We start from the raw sequence: 16,575 nt of genomic DNA, 5'->3' as shown, positions 1-16,575 counted from the left end.
GGCGCGGTCCGCGCCAATGGCCATGGCCGTGCGCAGGGTCTCCTGGCATTGCGTGACACCGCAGGAGACGGCGATCACCTCGGTGACCACACCCTTCTCTTTCAACCGCACGGCTTCTTCCACCGCAATCTCGTCAAACGGGTTCATGCTCATCTTGACGTTGGCGATGTCAACGCCCGTCCCGTCGCTCTTGACCCGGACCTTGACGTTGTAATCCACCACGCGCTTGACGGGGACGAGGACCTTCATGCTGCTTTGCTCCTGATGATTGAAAAAACGGGCGTCACATTGACGTGAACGTCAACCAAGCATTGTATGCGTGGGGAGAGGGGTATTTCGCCACAAAAGAACGATCGTGCTTTTTTGACATTGTAGGCGCAGAACACCCTTCGGCGTCGAAGTCTTAATAGATTGTCAAAACGGCTGCATCTCAACACATGCATCGATATATTCGTGCAAGCCACTTCCAGGGATTCCATTGCCTCTTCACTTGCCCCACCGCCATGCGCATCGCCGCCGTTGATGACGATCCTGCGCAGCTGGACCTGATCAAGGCCGTTGTTGTGTCCATGGGTCATGACTGTCACCCTTTTGTGGATGGCACGTCCCTGCTGCGCTTGCTGCCGCGCGAGACCTTCGATCTCTTCATCGTGGACTGGGAATTGCCCGACATATCCGGCCCCAGGGTGATCCGCGCCATCCGCGACATGTCGATGTCTCCCATGCCGATCCTGATGATGACCAACCGCAGCGACGAGCGCGACATCGTCGAGGGTCTGAACTGCGGCGCCGACGACTACATGGTCAAGTCCACGCGCGTGGCGGAGTTGCGCGCGCGCCTGATGGCACTGCTGCGCCGAGGTGGCCACGCTTCTGCCACCACTGAAATGGCCTGGGGCCGCTACCGCTTTCTCGTACAGGAGCGCACCGTCTGGCAGGAAGATGCCCAGATCGAGACCCTCACCCACAAGGAATTCGACCTCGCGCTGCTGCTGTTCCGCAACATCGGTCGCCTGCTCTCGCGCGGTCACCTCATCGAGGCGGTGTGGGGCATCGGCTCAGACATCTCCTCTCGCTCGCTGGACGTCTACGTGTCGCACGTCCGCAGCAAGCTCGGCCTGCGTGCGCCGTCGGGCTACCGGTTGGTGTCCGTCTACAACCACGGCTATCGGCTGGAAGAAACCAGCCCGGCCGCCAGCGTGCAAGCGCCGTGAAGAACACCAGGATGCGCACCGCCCGGCTTCTGCACCTGCCAGCGTGGCTGTGCCTGTCAATGCCGGTGCTGGCGCAGGTGGATGGCAGCCATGTCGTGCAGCCGGGCGACACGCTTTACGACCTGGCGGCGCGCTACCTGGAAGACCCCGCGCAGTGGCCGAAGCTGCAGTCACGAAACCAGGTGCGCGATCCGTTGCGCCTGATGCCAGGGCGCACGCTGGTGATTCCCGCCGCCCTGCTGCGCGCACCACCCGCGCAGGCCGAGGTGCTGCACGTGGCGGGGCAAGCCGGCAGCGGGAACAGCACCCCGCTGGCCGCTGGCCAGCGCCTGCAGGAAGGGGCCAGCGTCGACGTTGCCGAGGGTGGCCATGTCAGCCTGCGCCTGGCCGATGGCTCGGTGGTGCGCGTGGCCACCGGCACCACCCTGCACTTGCGCGAATTGCGGCACGAGCCGGTGTCCGGGCGCGCGCGATCGGTGCTGCAACTCGAACGCGGTCGGGTCGATGCCACGGTGACACCCTTGAGGCCGTCCACGGGCAGCCGTTTCGAAGTGCGCACGCCGCTGGCCGTGGGTGGCGTGCGCGGCACCACCTTTGGCGTGGCAGTGGGCGAACGAGGCGAATTCATCGGCGATGTGCGCGAGGGCTCGATCCAGGTGCAGGCGTTGTCTGCCGCCGCAGGAAACGGCGTGGCGCTGGTGCGGGCAGGCGAAGGGGCGCGCGTGGGGGCGCAGGCGCGCGCGGCCGTTCAAGTGTCCGCGTTGCTGCCTGCACCCGACCTGTCAGCATTGCCCAGCGTGGTGGAAGACATGACATGGATCGAGCTGCCTTTGCCGAAATCGCCGGGTACCGTCGCATGGCAGGTGCGCATCACCAACGACGAAGCCGGGCAGCACGTGTTGCGCAATGCAAGCTTTGGCCAACCCCTGGCGCGTTTCTCCACGCCGGACGATGGCGACTACCGTGTTGCCGTGCGCGCCGTCAATGCGCAGGGCATGCCCGGTGGCGAAGCGGTGCAGGCGCTGCGGGTCAATGCGCACCCTCAGGCGCCCCTGCTGCTGGAGCCTCGCCTCGGCAGCCGAGTGCCCGCGCCGGACATCGACCTGCGCTGCACCGAAACGCCGGGTGTCTTGGGCTACCGGTTCGAAGTGGCCTCGGAGGCGGACTTCATCCAGCCTGTGGCCACCTCGCCCGATCTGGCCCGATGCGAACACGCCGTCCGGGCGCTGGCGCCTGGCAACTACCACTGGCGCGTGGCCTCGGTGGCGCGCGACGCCCAGGGCGGGCGCGATATGGGCCCGTTCAGTCCGCCGGTGCCGTTCACCGTGGTGGCCTTGCCCCCCGCACCCGAGCCACCGTCGATGCGAACGCAGGGCGGCGCCACGCTGAGCATTCATTGGGGTGCGAGCGCGGGTGGTCCGTGGCGGCATCGCCTCCAGATGGCGGGCTCCCCGGACTTTGCACAACCACTGGACGACCTGGAACTCGCTCTGCCGACCTACACGCGCGCCTTGCCGCCACCCGGCCGCTACTTTGTGCGCATGAGACAAATCGATGGCGACGGACTGCAGGGACCCTGGTCCGCGGTGCAGCAGTTGGACGTGTCGGCCAACGTGACCAGTTCTGATGCACGACCGGTGACAAACTCCGAGGGTCTGCCGTTGACACCCGGCGCACGTTGAACACCGCTTGGATACTCAACCACCCGACTCCATATCGTCGCTGTTTCAGGACCCAGCGCGCCGTGCGCGCCCCACGCGCTGGCTCGAATGGTGCCTGCTGTCGGTGCTGCTGCTTTCGGCGGTCGCCGCGCTCAGCGGCTTGCGCAGCCTGGAGCGCATCGACCTCGTCATCAACGATCAACTGGGCCGCCTGAACAGCCCGCAGCTGTCATCCGACATCGTGATCGTCGCTATCGACGACAAGAGCCTGGAGGCGATCGGCCGCTGGCCCTGGCGGCGTGCCATTCACGCCGCCGTGCTCGACCGCATCGCGGCTGCGAAGCCCCGCGCCGTGGGTCTGGACCTCATCTTCGTCGAAAGCGATCCGGTCGAAGCGGGCGACGACCGCCTGCTGGGTGATGCGATCGCGCGCGCTGGCCGGGTGGTGCTGCCGCTGGTGCTGCGCGACATCCACGGCGACGGCCGCCTGAGCCGCTCCGAGCCTGTGCCGGCGCTTGCGGCGCCCGCCACCGCTCTGGGTCACGTCCATCTGGAGATCGACAACGACGGAATCGTGCGCAGCACGTTCTTGCGAGAAGGCGACGGCACACGCTGGTGGGACCACTTTGCATTGGCCGTGTTGCGCGTCGGCGGCTTTGCGCCGCCCAAGGCTTTGCCGGGTCAGCGCGCACCGCCGCCGTCCGAATCTCTGGCCTGGCAGCGCGACCACTGGATCCAGATTCCCTTTTCGGGTCCGCCGGGCAGTTTCGAGCGCGTGTCGTACGTCGATGTGCTCAAGGGTCAGGTCAGCGCCGAACGGCTGGCGGGCAAGTACGTGCTCGTGGGCGCCACCGCCGCCGGTATGGGAGACGCCTACGCCACGCCGCGCTCGGGCAGAGCCGAACTCATGCCCGGTGTGGAGATTGCGGCCAATGTGATGAATGCCCTGCTGCTGGATCAACGCCTGCAGCGCGCGATGCCATGGCAGAGCGCCGTTTTCTGCGTGCTGCCCGTGGCGCTGGCCTTGCTCACCGTGGTGCTCTTGCCTCCCACCGCCGGCCTGCTCGCCAGCGCCGCGCTGCTGACGGCGACGCTGGGCGCCGCATGGCTGGGCGCGTCGCTCGCTGGCCTGCAGTTCGCGCCAGCGGCTGGCCTGCTGGGCGTGCTGCTGGCTTACCCCCTGTGGGTGTGGCGCCGACTGCGCACCGCCATCGGCTATCTGCTCGAGGAGTTCCAGCGCATGGAAGCTCGCCGCGACCTGCCCACCATGTTGCCCGCATCGCGTTCGGGTGATCTGCTGGACCGGCACATCCACGCGCTGCAGGACGCATCGGAACAACTGCGCAACCTGCACCGCTTCGTCAGCGAAACCCTCAACAGCGTGCCCGATGCGACCCTGATCACCGACACCTCGGGTCAGGTGCTCATGGCCAACCAGTCGGCCAGGCAGTACTTTGCCGCGCGCCAGATCACCCGGTTGCGCGGGCGTCCGCTGGAAGAACTGCTGCGCCACGTGCGACGCACCGATACCCGGCAGCCGATCTTCGACGCGCGCGACCGCCTGCGCCAGGACAACGTGTCCTGGGGCGCCGAGGCGCGCGATGCCGATGGCCGCGATCTGCTCGTGCGCTTCGTGCCCTGCTTCAACACCGAGGGCTACACCACGAGCTGGATCACCAGCCTGGTGGACATCACACCCATTCGCGAGGCCGAGCGCCAGCGCGACGTGGCGCTGCGCTTCATTTCGCACGACATGCGTTCGCCGCAGTCCTCCATCCTCGCGCTTCTCGAAGTCCAGCGCATGAACCCGCAGGCGCCGGTGCCAGCCGACATGCTGGAGCGCATCGAGCGGCACGCGCACCGCACGCTGGATCTCGCCGAGGAATTCGTGCAGCTTGCGCGCGCTGAGTCGAGCACCTACCGCATGCAGACAGTGGACCTCGTCGATCTGCTGGACGAGGCGGTGGACGATGTGTGGCCACAGGCGCAGACACGGGGCGTGGCGTTCGATGTGCAGCGGCCGGACGCGCCGGCACTGTGTCAGGCTGACAAGGGACTGCTCACCCGCGCCATCGCCAACCTGCTGGTGAATGCCGTGAAATACGGGCAGCCAGACGCCAGCGTGCACTGTGCGGTGCAGCGCACCGAAGCCGGCTGGCACCTCTCCATCACCAATGAAGGCGCCGGCCTGCAACCTGAACAGTTGCAATCCCTTTTCCAGCAGTTCGCGCGCCTGGACCCCGACCAGAGCGCCACGCGCGGTGTGGGCCTGGGACTGGTCTTCGTGCGCACGGTGGTGGAACGTCACGGCGGCCGCATTGAGGCGAACAGCCGGCCCGGCCAGGGAACCACCTTTCACTTCACGCTCCCACCCACCACGGCGTAGCCACCCTCAAGCGGGTCTGTTAATCGAATGTCAATTCGATTGCACCGCCATGGGGCAAGCACTACCTTCCAGGTATGTCAACCCGCTCCTCCATCACCGAGATGCGCTTGCTCGGGCGAGCCGTTCGGCTGCTGTTCAGCCGCGAAGACCCCGATCGTGCCCATGCACTGGCAAGGGAGCTGGCAGGGACCACCGCCGCGCAGGACAGCAGCGAAGACCCCGTGCGCAGTTGGGAACAGCAGTTGCAACTGGACCGTGGCCTGGGCCGTGCACGCCGGCTGCAGCGCATGGTGCACAGCCCGGCCTGGCGCAGCCATGAAGAAGCCGAGGGCGGCCGGCGGCCCTCGCCTGGCCATGCGGCAGATTTCCTGTTCGCCGCCGTCATGAACCTGGCGCACCAGATGCCGTTGTCCGATGAAGCGCACATCTTTCGGCTCTGGTACCTGGCCGCGCGCGCGACCTCCCCACCCGAGAACGCCAGGCGCCTGTTTGGCAACCTGCAGAACGTGCCCGAGCACCAGCAACTGGCCGCGGGGGCACGCCTGCTGGCAGCGATCACCACGGGCCAGCCTTCGGGAGCTGCGTCACACCCCAGACTGTCGCCGCAACGACCATTAACCAACCATACGGTCGGCGAATCCGGGTAAGTCTGGAGGCGACAAATGCAGGTGCTCGCCTATAGTGGGACATGCTCAACTGCTTATGTTGAGTAATCAACCGTCCCACTCAGGAGACCCTGCATGAAACTTCGTTTGCTCGTGGCCGCAGCCCTTTCGTCGTCCGTGTTCCTCGGCGGTGCGGCTTCTGCCCAGACTGTGTTTTCCGCCTCCAGCTGGGTCGGTCCCACGCACACACTGAGCATGGCGCAAAAGACATGGTGCGACATGCTGGAGAAGGAAAGCGCGGGCCGCATGAAGTGCAACATCCTGCCCAAGGGTGTGGCAGCGCCTCCCGGAACCTTCGACGCGGTGCGCGATGGCCTGGCCGACATCTCCTTCACGGTCGACGGCTACACACCGGGCCGGTTCATCAACACGCAGGTGGCCGAATTCCCGTTCCTGGGCAACAGTGCCACGGCCACCTCGGTGGCTTACCAGCGCATCTACAGCAAGTACTTCGCGCCCCTGGGTGAACACCGGGGCGTGAAAGTGCTGGCGGTCTTCACGCACGGGCCCGGCATCATCTTCAATGCCAAGCAACCCGTCACGTCTGCGGCCGATGCCGGCAAGCTCAAGTTCCGCATCGGTGGCGGCAACATCAACGAACTTTCCAAGGCCATGGGCTGGAACACCACGCTAAAGCCGGCCCCCGAGTCGTTCGAGCTGCTGTCTACCGGCGTGATGGACGGCACCTTCTTTCCCGATGAGTCCGTGGCCTCCTTCAAGCTGAGCATGATCAAGCACGCCACCACCTTCCCCGGTGGCCTCTACAACACCAGCTTCGTCTTCATGATGAACCCGGCGAAATACGACGCGCTGTCGGCCCAGGACAAGGCGGTGGTGGACAAGCTTTCCGGTGAAGTCGCTGCGCGCACCTTCGGTGAAGGCTGGGACAAGGTGGATGCGGCCAGCCGCGAACTGCAAAAGACCCAGGGCGTGGTGCGCGTGCAAGCCGACGATGCCTTCGTGAAGGCCGTGGCCGCCAAGCAGGGTGAGCTGGAAGACAAGTGGGCTGCAGCGGCTTCCGCCAAGGGCCTCAAGGATCCCAAGGCCGTGTTGACCGAATTCCGCGCCGAAATCGCGAAGGTGAAGTAACAACCCCCGCTCACCTCGAGGCCTGCCATACCTGGCCGGTGGAGCACATTGCCCGCCGGCCTTTTCACATCGGGAATCCCAACACCATGCTCAACACGCTGGAGCGCATGCTGCGCTGGTCCACCGGGCTCATGGCTGCCATGGCACTGTTCGGCATCATGTGGCTCACCCTGGTTGACGTGACCGGCCGCCGGTTCTTCAACCAATCGGTGCCGGGGGGTCTGGAGATCACCGAGATCCTCATGGTGATCGTGATCTTCGGTGCCCTGCCCATGGTGTCGTGGCGCAGCGAGCACGTGGTGTTCGATTCGCTCGACGCCTTCCTGCCGGATTGGATGCGCAGCATCCAGGCACGGCTGATCCATCTGATCTGCGCGTGTGCCTTCGCCTTCCTGGCCTACCTCATGTCCACCCGCGCCCAACGCTTCGCCGAATACGGTGACATCACCGTGTACCTGCAGGTTTCCCTCTCCCCGGTGGCGTGGTTGATGGCGGGCCTGTTGATGCTGACCGCGCTGGTTCACCTGTTGTTCGTCTTCGTCGAGGCGCCCACGCCTTCGCCGCAACTTCCCACCTCTGCGAAGCTTGAGGAAACCGCACCATGATCGAGGCCACCCTCGGATTCCTCGCCGTCTTCGCGATGGCCCTTCTGCGCGTGCCCATCGCGATCTCCATGTCCATCGCCGGCATCGTCGGCCTTGGCCTCATGCGCGGCTGGCAGCCTGCTTTCGCCAGCACCAGCCAGGTCATCTTCGAGACCGGCTTTCACTACGTGCTCTCGGTCATTCCGCTGTTCATCCTGATGGGCAACCTGGTGGCGCGCGCGGGCATGGCCCGCGAACTGTTCAAGGCCGCCAATGCCTTCGTGGGCCACCGACCGGGTGGCCTGGCCATGGCCAGCGTGATCGCCTCGGGTGGCTTCAGCTCCATCTGCGGCTCCTCCATTGCCACCGCGGCGACCATGACCCGCGTGGCCTATCCCGAGATGAAGCGCCACGGTTACAAGGACACGCTGGCCACCGGCTCCATCGCTGCGGGCGGCACGCTGGGCATCCTCATCCCACCGTCCACCATCATGGTGATCTACGGCATCATCACCGAAACCGACATCGGCAAGCTGTTCATCGCCGGCATCCTGCCTGGGCTGGTGGCCATCACCTGCCTGTGCCTGGCGGTGATGTACACCACCTGGCGCGATCCGGCCTCCGGCCCGCCCGCGGAGTACCAGGGCTGGGCGGCGCGTCTGGCCGCCGTGCGAAGCATCTGGGGCGTGGCGGTGCTGTTCGCGCTCGTGATCGGAGGCATCTACGGCGGGGTGTTCACCGCCACCGAAGGTGCGGGCGTGGGCGCTGCGGGCGCATTCCTGTTTGCGCTGCTGCGCGGCGCACTCACACCGCGCGTGCTCATGGACATCCTGGTCGAGAGCACCCGAACCACCGCCATGCTGTTCACGATCCTGATAGGCGCGATGGTGTTCACCAGCTTCATCAACTTCACCAGCATGCCAGGCGACCTGCGGGACTTCATCCTCCAGTTCAGCCCCAACCCCATCATGGTGGTGGTGATGATGATGACCATCTACGTCGCGCTCGGCCTGGTGATGGAAGAGCTGTCGATGGTGCTGCTGACCATTCCCGTGTTTTTCCCCGTGATCACGGGACTGGGCTTCGACCCGGTGTGGTTCGGCGTGCTGATCGTGACCATCGTGGAGATCGGCATGATCTCGCCGCCCGTGGGCATGAACCTCTTCGTCATCAACTCCCTGTTGAAAGAGGTGAAGCTCAATCACATCTTCCAGGGCGTGTGGCCGTTCGTCATGGCCGACATCGTCCGCCTCGGTATCCTGATCGCGTTTCCCGCCATTTCGCTCTGGTTGCCGAGCCTCATGGGCCGCTAGCGGGCTCTTCGCGCGGCGCTCTGTGCAGGTGCACCACACGCTGCGGGTACGGTATGTCGATGCCATTTTCCTGCAGCAGTTGCAGGATGCGGCGGTTGATCAGCGAGAGCAGCCTGAGCTGCTCGGTGCCATCGCCCGAGTTGATCCAGTAGCCCACGGTGAACTGCAGGCCGTCGGCACCAAAGGCGGAAAGCGAGGCCTGCGGCGCGGGTTCCTTCAGGGCAGCGGCTTGCTCGTCCACCGCCTGCAACAGCAACTGGCTCACGCGCTCCACGTCGCTGCCATAGGCAACCGACACCACGGAGGTCTGCCAGACCCGGGTCAACGCGGCGGAAAAATTCTCCACCCGGTTGATCACCATCAGCTCGTTGGGCACGATGGATTCGCGCCCCGCCGGTGAGCGGATCACGCTGTAGCGGGTGTTGATGTCGAGGATGCGGCCCTCGAAGTTGTCCACCTTCACGTTGTCGCCGATGCGCAGCCGGCGCTCGGCCAGGATCACAAAGCCGCTCACGTAGTTCGAAGCGAGCTTCTGCAGGCCGAAGCCGATGCCCACCCCGATCGCACCGCTGAAGACCGAGAGCGCGGTAAGGTCGATGCCCACGGCCGAGAGCGCCACCATGAGGCCCACAAACATGAGCAAGGCGCGCGTGGCGTTGCTGACCGCCTTGCGCATCGAGAGGTCGCCGCCCGACGCCTTTCGCAAGAGCCGCGCCTCGATCGCCGAGGACACCCACAACGCAAGGATCATCACCGCCGCCGCCGTGATGATGCCTTCGATCAACGTTCGCAGCGTCAAGGTGGACGCGCCGATCTTCCAGGAGATGTCGTCCATCTCGGCGAGCACCACCGGCAACAGGCCGCTCACCCACAGCACCATGGCCAGCCAGGCCAGCCAGGAAATGGTGCGCTCCAGCGCCCGCACCCAGGGGGCGGTGGTGAACGCGGCCTGCAGCACCTTCACGCCGACCCGGATGACGACCAGCGACACCAGCACGGGAATGGCCACCCGGAACGCCGCGAGTGGCACCACCTGGGTGATGAGCGCCCTCGCCACGTAGGCCAGCAGCAGCAGCGCCAGCGGAAACATCACACCATCGATCAGGCGTCGGCCAAACAGCACCGAGGTCTTTTCTTCCGTCATGCGCAGCGCATTGCGCAGTGCCCAGCTCAGGCCCCAGGCCAATGCAACGCAGACCGCGAGTGCCGCGAGTTCGATCAGCACGGAAGGCTGGGTGAAACCAGCAAGCCAGAGGCCGATGTCGTCAATAGGTTTGGGTGACGTGTTTGCCATGGGTCAGCGAATCGTTTTGCGGAAATTCAAACGTCGGCCAGCACGCGCAGATGGGCTTCCACGCTGCGGCCCAGCGCGCTCAGCGCGTAACCGCCTTCCAGGCAGCTCACAATGCGGCCGTTGGCGTGGCGCTGCGCCACTTCCTTGATGCGCGAGGTCATCCAGCTGTAGTCGTTCTCCACCAGGCCGAGCTGGCCCATGTCGTCCTCGCGGTGTGCATCAAAGCCCGCGCTGATGAAGATCATCTGCGGCCGATGCGTTTCCAGGCGCGGCAGCCACATCATGTCCACCAGCTCGCGGATGTCCATGCCCTTGGTGTAGGCCGGCACCGGCAGGTTGACGAGGTTGGACGCCTTCGAATGCTCCCAGACGGGATAGAACGGGTGCTGGTAGAAGCTGCACATGAGGATGCGCTCGTCGCCCGCGACGATGTCCTCGGTGCCGTTGCCGTGGTGCACGTCGAAATCGACAATGGCCACGCGCTGCAGGCCGTGGCGCTCCAGTGCGTACTTCGCGGCCACCGCCACGTTGTTCACAAAACAGAAGCCCATGGCCTGGTTGCGCGTGGCGTGGTGGCCTGGGGGGCGCACGGCACAGAAGGCGTTGGCCATTTCACCGGCCATCACCGCATCGGTGGCATCGATGGCCGCGCCCGCGGCCATGAGGATGGCGTCCCAGCTGTGGACGTTGATGGCGGTGTCGGGATCGACCTGTGCGTGTTGAGGTCCGCCCGCAGCAATCTCTTCCTTGAGTCCTTCGCAAAGGCCACGCAATGAAGCCAGGTGCATGCGGCCATGCGCCAGTTCGAGATCGGCCAGGGAAGCCGCCGTGGCTTCGCGGCGCTCCAGCGCCACGTCCAGTCCGGAGATGAGCAGGCGGTCTTCGATCGCATCCAGCCGCTCGGGGCACTCCGGGTGGCCGGCGCCCATTTCATGTCTCCAACAATCCTTGTGGGTGAAATACCCGGTGGCCTGACTCATGGCGGTTTTACGGTATGGTTCGCGGCATGCAAGCCGACACAAGAATCCAACTGCTGCTGAATCAGCTTAACACGGTGATCGTGGGCAAATCGCAGCAGGTTTCCGACTGTGTGGCGTGCCTGCTGGCCGGCGGACACCTGCTGATCGAAGACGTCCCCGGCGTCGGCAAGACCACGCTGGCGCATGCCCTGGCGCGCTCCTTCGGACTGCAGTTCTCGCGCGTGCAGTTCACCGCCGATCTCATGCCCAGCGACCTGGTGGGCGTGTCGATCTACGAACGCGGACGCGAAGATTTCGTGTTCCACCCCGGCCCGGTGTTTGCCCAGGTGCTGCTGGCCGACGAGATCAACCGCGCCAGCCCAAAGACACAGAGCGCGCTGCTTGAAGCCATGGAAGAAAAGCAGGTCACGGTGGAGGGCGAGACGCGCGCCCTGCCCGAGCCGTTCTTCGTCATCGCCACGCAGAACCCGCACGACCAGTTGGGCACCTATGCCTTGCCCGAATCGCAGCTCGACCGCTTCCACATGCGCCTGTCCATCGGCTACCCGGACCGCGCCGCCGAACGCGAGCTGCTGCGCGGCCAGGACCGGCGCGACATGCTCGAACGCATGCCACCGGCCCTCACGCCCGCCGATCTTTCGGACCTGCAGCACACCGTGAGCCAGGTGCACACCGCCGAGCCGGTGCTCGAATACCTGCAGGACCTGGTGGCTGCCACGCGCAGCGGGCGCTGGTTTGCGCAAGGCCTTTCACCGCGCGCGGCGCTGGCCGTGGTGCGATCGGCCAAGGCGCAGGCCTACCTGAATGGCCGCGACTACGTGGCGCCCGACGACATTGCGGCCATCCTGCCGCAGACGGTGTCGCATCGGTTGATTCCCGTGCGGGATGCAGGGCGTGGCCCGGTCGAACAGGTCCGCGCGATGCTGGAAGCCATTCCTCTCCCCTAGGGATGGACAACCCCATCCGCCTGTTTCGCGAGCGTGCGCAGCGCTGGTGGCACAGCCGCCTGCCGCGCACCGACACCCTCACCCTCACGCAGCGCAACGTCTACATCCTGCCCACGCGGGCGGGCTGGATGCTGGGCCTCACGCTGTTCATCCTGCTGCTGGCCAGCATCAACTACCAGTTGAACCTGGGCTACCTGCTCACCTTCCTGCTCGCGGGCACGGCAGCGGTGGGCATGCACGTGTGCCACGGCAACCTGCGTGGCACCACCCTGCACCTGAACCCACCCGAGCCGGTGCACGCGGGGCAGGCCGCGCTGCTCGACGTGCGCCTCTCCAGCGAACGCCGGCGCACGCGCTATGGCATCGGCATGGGCGTGATCGGTGTTGATGCGGCCCATGCCCCGCTGGCCTGGACCGACGTGCCCGCTCAGGGCAACACCACACTGCAGGTGAGCTGGCCCGCAACCCACCGGGGCCTGCACACGCTGGCACCGCTGACCGCGCACACGCTGTTTCCGCTCGGCACCTTCCGCGTGTGGACCGTGTGGCGCCCGGCGTCGCCCGTGCTGGTCTATCCCGAGCCTGAGAGCCACCCACCGCCACTGCCGCCCGGCGAGCCGCAGGCGGGCAGCTCGGGCCTGGCGCGCGTGCAGAGCACGGGCGAGTTCGATGGCGTGCGCGCCTACCAGCGCGGCGACCCCATGAAGGCGGTGGTGTGGAAAAAGGCCGCGCAGGCCTTTGCGTCGGGGCGCGATGATCTGGTGAGCCGCGACGCGCTGTCCAGCCAACGCCAGCAGCTCTGGCTGGACCATGCGAAATGTGGTGCCGGCAACGTGGAGGCCCGCCTCTCGCGCCTGACGGCCTGGGTGCTGATGGCCGACCGCCTCGGGCTGGACTACGGCTTGCACGTGCCCGGCCGCGAGATCGCCCCTGACCAGGGCGCCGCCCACCGCGCACGCTGCCTGGAGGCACTGGCGCTGTGTTGAACCAGCTTCATCAGAGGGTGACCAGCCTGCCCCGCGAAACGCGCGACACCCTGTTCCTGCTCGCCGTCATCGGCTGGGTGGTGTTCCTGCAGGTGGGCCACATTCCCTGGTGGTGCGGGTTGCTCACGGTCGGGGTGCTGGTCTGGCGCACCACCCTCACGTTGCGCGGCCTGCCCCTGCCCGGCTGGCCATGGCGATTCGGCCTGCTCGCCCTGTTGTTGGGCGCGACCTGGGCCACGCACAGCACCATTCTGGGGCGCGATGCAGGCGTCACGCTGATCGTGGTGCTGCTGGCCTTGAAGACGCTGGAGATGCGGGCGCGGCGAGATGCCTTCGTCATCTTCTTCCTCTCGTTCTTCATGCTGCTCACGCACTTCTTCTACTCGCAGACGCTGCTCACGGCCGTCGGCATCCTCGTGGCGCTCATGGCGCTGCTGACCGCGCTGGTCAATGCCCACATGCCGGTGGGGCGCCCCACATTGGGGCAGGCGGCGCGCATTGCCGGCGGCATGGCGCTCATGGGCGCGCCCATCATGCTGGTGCTGTTCCTGCTGTTCCCGCGCCTCTCGCCGCTGTGGGGCATGCCGGGCGACGACGCGGCCGGGCGCAGCGGGCTCTCCAACAGCATGCGCGTGGGACAGATCGCCCAGCTCGTCCTGGACGAGAACATCGCCTTTCGCGTGAAGTTCGACGGCCCGCTGCCGCCGCAGGGGCAGCTGTATTTCCGCGGTCCGGTGCTCAGCGATTTCGATGGCGCCGAGTGGCGGCCATTGCGCTCGGGTTTCCCCGACGCGCTGGCGCTGCCATCCGACCTCGTGGTCTCGGGCGAAGCGGTGCGCTACGAAGTGACGATGGAAGCCAACCGGCGACCCTGGCTGTTCCTGCTGGAAGCCGCCCCGCAGGCGCCCGATGTGCCTGGCGTGCGCGTGCGCATGACGCGAGAACTGCAATGGGTCACCGACCGCCCCATCGGCACCCAGGTTCGCTACCGCGCACAAAGCCATACCAGCTTCCAGCACGGACCGCTCGAACCCGCCGTGGCGCTGCAGGACCATGTCGAACTGCCGCCGGGCTTCAATCCGCGCACGCTGGCGCTGGCGCAGGAGCTTCGGCGCCAGCATGGCCGTTCGAATCGGGCGCTGATCGACGCCGTGCTCGACCGCCTGCGCACGGGTGGCTACACCTACACGCTGGAGCCGGGCGTGTTCGGCCAGCACACGGCCGATGAATTCTGGTTCGACCGCCGCCAGGGTTTCTGCGAGCACATTGCCAGCAGCTTCGTGGTGCTCATGCGGGCACTCGACATTCCGGCGCGCATCGTCACCGGTTACCAGGGCGGCGAGCTCAACGCCTTCGATGAATTCTGGACCGTGCGCCAGCGCGACGCCCATGCCTGGGCCGAAGTCTGGCTGCAAGGCCAGGGCTGGGTGCGCGTGGACCCCACCTCGGCGGTGGCGCCCGGGCGCATCGGCTCGCTTGAACGCCTGGCCGCCCCCGAAGGCGCGCTGGCCGGTGCGCTGCGCAATTTCAACCCCACCCTGCTCACACAGATGCGCGAAGTGTGGGAAGCCGTGAACAACCGCTGGAGCCAGTGGGTGCTGAACTACACCCAGGGTCGCCAGCTCGACCTGCTCAGGAACCTGGGATTCCAGTCGCCGAACTGGACCGACCTCGTCACCGTGCTGCTGGGCGTGGTGGTGCTCGCCAGCCTGATCGGCGCTGCCTGGACGCTGTGGGAACGCCAGCAGCACGACCCCTGGCTGCGCCTGCTGCGGCGCGCGCGCGTGCGCCTGCAGGCCCTGGGCATCCCCAGCGCCGACCACACCCCACCACGCGAACTCGCGCGTCAGGTGCAGCAACGCTGGGGCCCCCAGGCCGGCATTGCACAATGGCTGATCCGGCTCGAAGCCCAGCGCTACAGCCGCCCCGACTCCAAGAACCCCATCACCCTCGCCGCCTTGCAGCGCGAGTTCAGGCAACTGGCATGGCCCGGAAAAGACTCCACCCCCGCTTCCTGACGCAGGCCGCCCTCCTCGCGGCGGCCGCGATCACCCTCACCTTCGCTTCCAGCGCCTGGGCGCAAGGCAGTGGCAGCCCGGCCAAGACGCGGCCGGGCGCCCGGCCCACGTCCGGGCCCTTCTTCTACGCGCAGAGCGAAGCCGCCATGGCCTTCGCCACCGATCTCGCCCAGCGCCGCGACCTCGACCCCGCGTGGGTGCGCCAGCAGATCGGCCAGGCCCAGCGCCTGCCGGTGGTCATCCGCCTCATGCAGCCCGCGCCCAGCGGCACGCCCAAGAACTGGGCCGCGTACCGCGCGCGCTTCATCGAACCCATCCGCCTGCGCGCTGGCCAGCAGTTCTGGGAAGCGAACCGCGAAACGCTGGCGCGTGCCGAAGCCGAGTACGGCGTACCCGCCAGCCTCATCGTCGGCGTGATCGGCGTGGAAACGCTGTACGGCCGACACACCGGCACGCACAAGGTGATCGATGCGCTCACCACCCTTGCCTTCGACTTCCCTGCCAGCCATCCGCGCGCGGCCGTGCGCAGCGAATTCTTTCGCAGCGAACTCGAGCAGTACCTGAGCTTCACCGAGCGCACGGGCACCGACCCGCAAAGCCTGCTGGGCAGCTACGCCGGGGCCATGGGCTGGCCGCAGTTCCTGCCCAGCAGCTGGGTGAAGTACGCGATCGACTTCGACGCCGACGGTAAGGTCGACCTCTTCAACAGCACGGCCGACGTGATCGGCTCGGTGGCCAACTACTTCAAGGCCTTCGGCTGGCAGACCGGCATGCCCACGCACTACCCCGTGCGCTTCGACCCGAACCAGAGCAAGGAAGACCTCGACGCCCTGCTCGCCCCCGACATCCTGCCCAGCTTCAGTGCGGAAAGCATGGCCGGCAAGGGCCTGATCCTGGAGGGCCCCGCCCTGCAGCACACCGGCAAGCTCGCCCTGGTGGAACTGGAGAACGCCGGAGCGCCGTCCAGCTACGTGGCTGGCACCGAAAACTTCTACGTGGTAACACGCTACAACTGGAGCAGCTACTACGCGCTGGCAGTGATCGAGCTCGGGCAGGCCGTGGAATCGATGATCACCTCGCGGTGAATTCCCGCGCCGCGCGGGTCAGCGGATCGGTGAGTACGCGGTGGGCGACAACAGCATGTTCTCGATGCGCTCGACCAGTGGCCCGTTCTCCTCGGTCCGGGCCCGTGCCGAGATCCAGTCGGGATCGGTGGCAAACGCGTTCCAGCGCTGCTCCCGATCGGCGAAGTCCTTCCACTCCAGCAGGTAGTGGAGATCGTTGCTGCTGGCACCCACCGCCGTGGTCCAGAACCCCACGGATCGAATGCCATGCTTCTCCCACAGCGGCAGCGTGATGGACTGGAAGCGCTTGTTGACGTCCGGCAATCGACCGGGCATGCAGTGGTAAATGCGGAGTTCGTGGATCATGTGGGACG

At 66.4% G+C, this 16,575-nt stretch carries 15 protein-coding genes; 11 read left to right on the top strand and 4 right to left on the bottom strand.

All coding sequences use genetic code 11. The features are described 5' to 3' along the window. Positions 1 to 249 (bottom strand): electron transfer flavoprotein subunit beta/FixA family protein (locus ACTIF6_RS15945; RefSeq protein WP_439588901.1); only part of this gene is annotated, 249 nt, incomplete at its 3' end. 188 nt (positions 250 to 437) lie between these two features. Between ACTIF6_RS15945 and ACTIF6_RS15940 the strand changes: the two genes are divergently transcribed. The 7 genes from ACTIF6_RS15940 (at position 438) to ACTIF6_RS15910 (ending at position 8,912) form a co-directional block, all read left to right on the top strand. Continuing rightward, positions 438 to 1,214 carry a response regulator transcription factor gene (locus ACTIF6_RS15940; RefSeq protein WP_439588900.1) on the top strand — a complete coding sequence of 259 codons (777 nt, stop codon included), beginning with the start codon at positions 438 to 440 and terminating at the stop codon, positions 1,212 to 1,214. Next, positions 1,211 to 2,896, top strand: a complete 1,686-nt coding sequence (locus tag ACTIF6_RS15935) for a FecR domain-containing protein (protein ID WP_439588899.1) — start codon at positions 1,211 to 1,213, stop codon at positions 2,894 to 2,896. The genes ACTIF6_RS15940 and ACTIF6_RS15935 overlap by 4 nt, the downstream gene beginning before the upstream one ends. Positions 2,897 to 2,903: 7 nt before the next feature. Beyond that, positions 2,904 to 5,261: a CHASE2 domain-containing protein gene (locus tag ACTIF6_RS15930; RefSeq protein ID WP_439588898.1), complete on the top strand. Its 2,358-nt coding sequence runs from the start codon at positions 2,904 to 2,906 to the stop codon at positions 5,259 to 5,261. A gap of 74 nt (positions 5,262 to 5,335) precedes the next feature. Continuing rightward, a complete protein-coding gene (locus tag ACTIF6_RS15925) occupies positions 5,336 to 5,908 on the top strand; it encodes a hypothetical protein (RefSeq protein WP_439588897.1) in 573 nt (190 codons plus the stop codon). A 93-nt stretch (positions 5,909 to 6,001) separates the two neighbouring features. Then, positions 6,002 to 7,015: a TRAP transporter substrate-binding protein gene (locus ACTIF6_RS15920; RefSeq protein ID WP_439588896.1), complete on the top strand. Its 1,014-nt coding sequence runs from the start codon at positions 6,002 to 6,004 to the stop codon at positions 7,013 to 7,015. A gap of 86 nt (positions 7,016 to 7,101) precedes the next feature. Beyond that, entirely contained in the window at positions 7,102 to 7,620 is a 519-nt protein-coding gene (locus tag ACTIF6_RS15915) for a TRAP transporter small permease (RefSeq protein WP_439588895.1), read from the top strand. Then, positions 7,617 to 8,912, top strand: a complete 1,296-nt coding sequence (locus tag ACTIF6_RS15910) for a TRAP transporter large permease (protein WP_439588894.1) — start codon at positions 7,617 to 7,619, stop codon at positions 8,910 to 8,912. Before ACTIF6_RS15915 ends, ACTIF6_RS15910 begins: the two co-directional genes overlap by 4 nt. On the opposite strand, the gene ACTIF6_RS15905 is transcribed toward ACTIF6_RS15910, so the two are convergent. Together ACTIF6_RS15905 and ACTIF6_RS15900 are read right to left on the bottom strand one after the other, a co-directional pair. Continuing rightward, positions 8,899 to 10,206 carry a mechanosensitive ion channel family protein gene (locus ACTIF6_RS15905; protein ID WP_439588893.1) on the bottom strand — a complete coding sequence of 436 codons (1,308 nt, stop codon included), beginning with the start codon at positions 10,204 to 10,206 and terminating at the stop codon, positions 8,899 to 8,901. The two genes, ACTIF6_RS15910 and ACTIF6_RS15905, sit on opposite strands and share 14 nt — an antisense overlap. Before the next feature lie 26 nt (positions 10,207 to 10,232). After that, positions 10,233 to 11,186: a histone deacetylase family protein gene (locus ACTIF6_RS15900; RefSeq protein ID WP_439588892.1), complete on the bottom strand. Its 954-nt coding sequence runs from the start codon at positions 11,184 to 11,186 to the stop codon at positions 10,233 to 10,235. A gap of 26 nt (positions 11,187 to 11,212) precedes the next feature. Here ACTIF6_RS15900 and ACTIF6_RS15895 point away from each other — a divergent pair, with 26 nt between their 5' ends. From ACTIF6_RS15895 to mltB, 4 genes are read left to right on the top strand one after another with little or no spacing between them, the layout of a single operon-like run. Continuing rightward, the gene (locus tag ACTIF6_RS15895; RefSeq protein ID WP_439588891.1) at positions 11,213 to 12,133 is read left to right on the top strand and encodes an AAA family ATPase; all 921 of its coding nucleotides are present in this window, start codon (positions 11,213 to 11,215) and stop codon (positions 12,131 to 12,133) included. A gap of 2 nt (positions 12,134 to 12,135) precedes the next feature. Further along, complete coding sequence (locus tag ACTIF6_RS15890) at positions 12,136 to 13,119, top strand: DUF58 domain-containing protein (RefSeq protein WP_439588890.1); 984 nt, start codon at positions 12,136 to 12,138, stop codon at positions 13,117 to 13,119. After that, the gene (locus tag ACTIF6_RS15885; protein ID WP_439588889.1) at positions 13,116 to 15,137 is read left to right on the top strand and encodes a transglutaminaseTgpA domain-containing protein; all 2,022 of its coding nucleotides are present in this window, start codon (positions 13,116 to 13,118) and stop codon (positions 15,135 to 15,137) included. The genes ACTIF6_RS15890 and ACTIF6_RS15885 overlap by 4 nt, the downstream gene beginning before the upstream one ends. Continuing rightward, the gene (mltB, locus tag ACTIF6_RS15880) at positions 15,104 to 16,222 is read left to right on the top strand and encodes a lytic murein transglycosylase B (protein WP_439588888.1); all 1,119 of its coding nucleotides are present in this window, start codon (positions 15,104 to 15,106) and stop codon (positions 16,220 to 16,222) included. Before ACTIF6_RS15885 ends, mltB begins: the two co-directional genes overlap by 34 nt. Positions 16,223 to 16,240: 18 nt before the next feature. Here mltB and ACTIF6_RS15875 read toward each other — a convergent pair whose 3' ends face one another. After that, positions 16,241 to 16,567 (bottom strand): NIPSNAP family protein, encoded by a 327-nt coding sequence (locus ACTIF6_RS15875; protein ID WP_439588887.1) that lies wholly within the window; start codon positions 16,565 to 16,567, stop codon positions 16,241 to 16,243. Positions 16,568 to 16,575 lie beyond the last annotated feature (8 nt).

The sequence above is a fragment of the Hydrogenophaga sp. genome, from assembly GCF_051860785.1.
Taxonomy (GTDB): Bacteria; Pseudomonadota; Gammaproteobacteria; order Burkholderiales; family Burkholderiaceae_C; genus Hydrogenophaga.
This window is presented reverse-complemented; position numbering and strand designations above follow the sequence as displayed.

Coding starts and splice junctions, on each gene's coding strand:
- ACTIF6_RS15875 (WP_439588887.1), bottom strand. CDS start 16,567: ATGATCCACGAACTCCGCATTTACCACTGCATGCCCGGTCGATTGCCG.
- ACTIF6_RS15890 (WP_439588890.1), top strand. CDS start 12,136: ATGGACAACCCCATCCGCCTGTTTCGCGAGCGTGCGCAGCGCTGGTGG.
- ACTIF6_RS15905 (WP_439588893.1), bottom strand. CDS start 10,206: ATGGCAAACACGTCACCCAAACCTATTGACGACATCGGCCTCTGGCTT.
- ACTIF6_RS15910 (WP_439588894.1), top strand. CDS start 7,617: ATGATCGAGGCCACCCTCGGATTCCTCGCCGTCTTCGCGATGGCCCTT.
- ACTIF6_RS15915 (WP_439588895.1), top strand. CDS start 7,102: ATGCTCAACACGCTGGAGCGCATGCTGCGCTGGTCCACCGGGCTCATG.
- mltB (WP_439588888.1), top strand. CDS start 15,104: ATGGCCCGGAAAAGACTCCACCCCCGCTTCCTGACGCAGGCCGCCCTC.
- ACTIF6_RS15925 (WP_439588897.1), top strand. CDS start 5,336: ATGTCAACCCGCTCCTCCATCACCGAGATGCGCTTGCTCGGGCGAGCC.
- ACTIF6_RS15940 (WP_439588900.1), top strand. CDS start 438: ATGCATCGATATATTCGTGCAAGCCACTTCCAGGGATTCCATTGCCTC.
- ACTIF6_RS15895 (WP_439588891.1), top strand. CDS start 11,213: ATGCAAGCCGACACAAGAATCCAACTGCTGCTGAATCAGCTTAACACG.
- ACTIF6_RS15900 (WP_439588892.1), bottom strand. CDS start 11,186: ATGAGTCAGGCCACCGGGTATTTCACCCACAAGGATTGTTGGAGACAT.
- ACTIF6_RS15920 (WP_439588896.1), top strand. CDS start 6,002: ATGAAACTTCGTTTGCTCGTGGCCGCAGCCCTTTCGTCGTCCGTGTTC.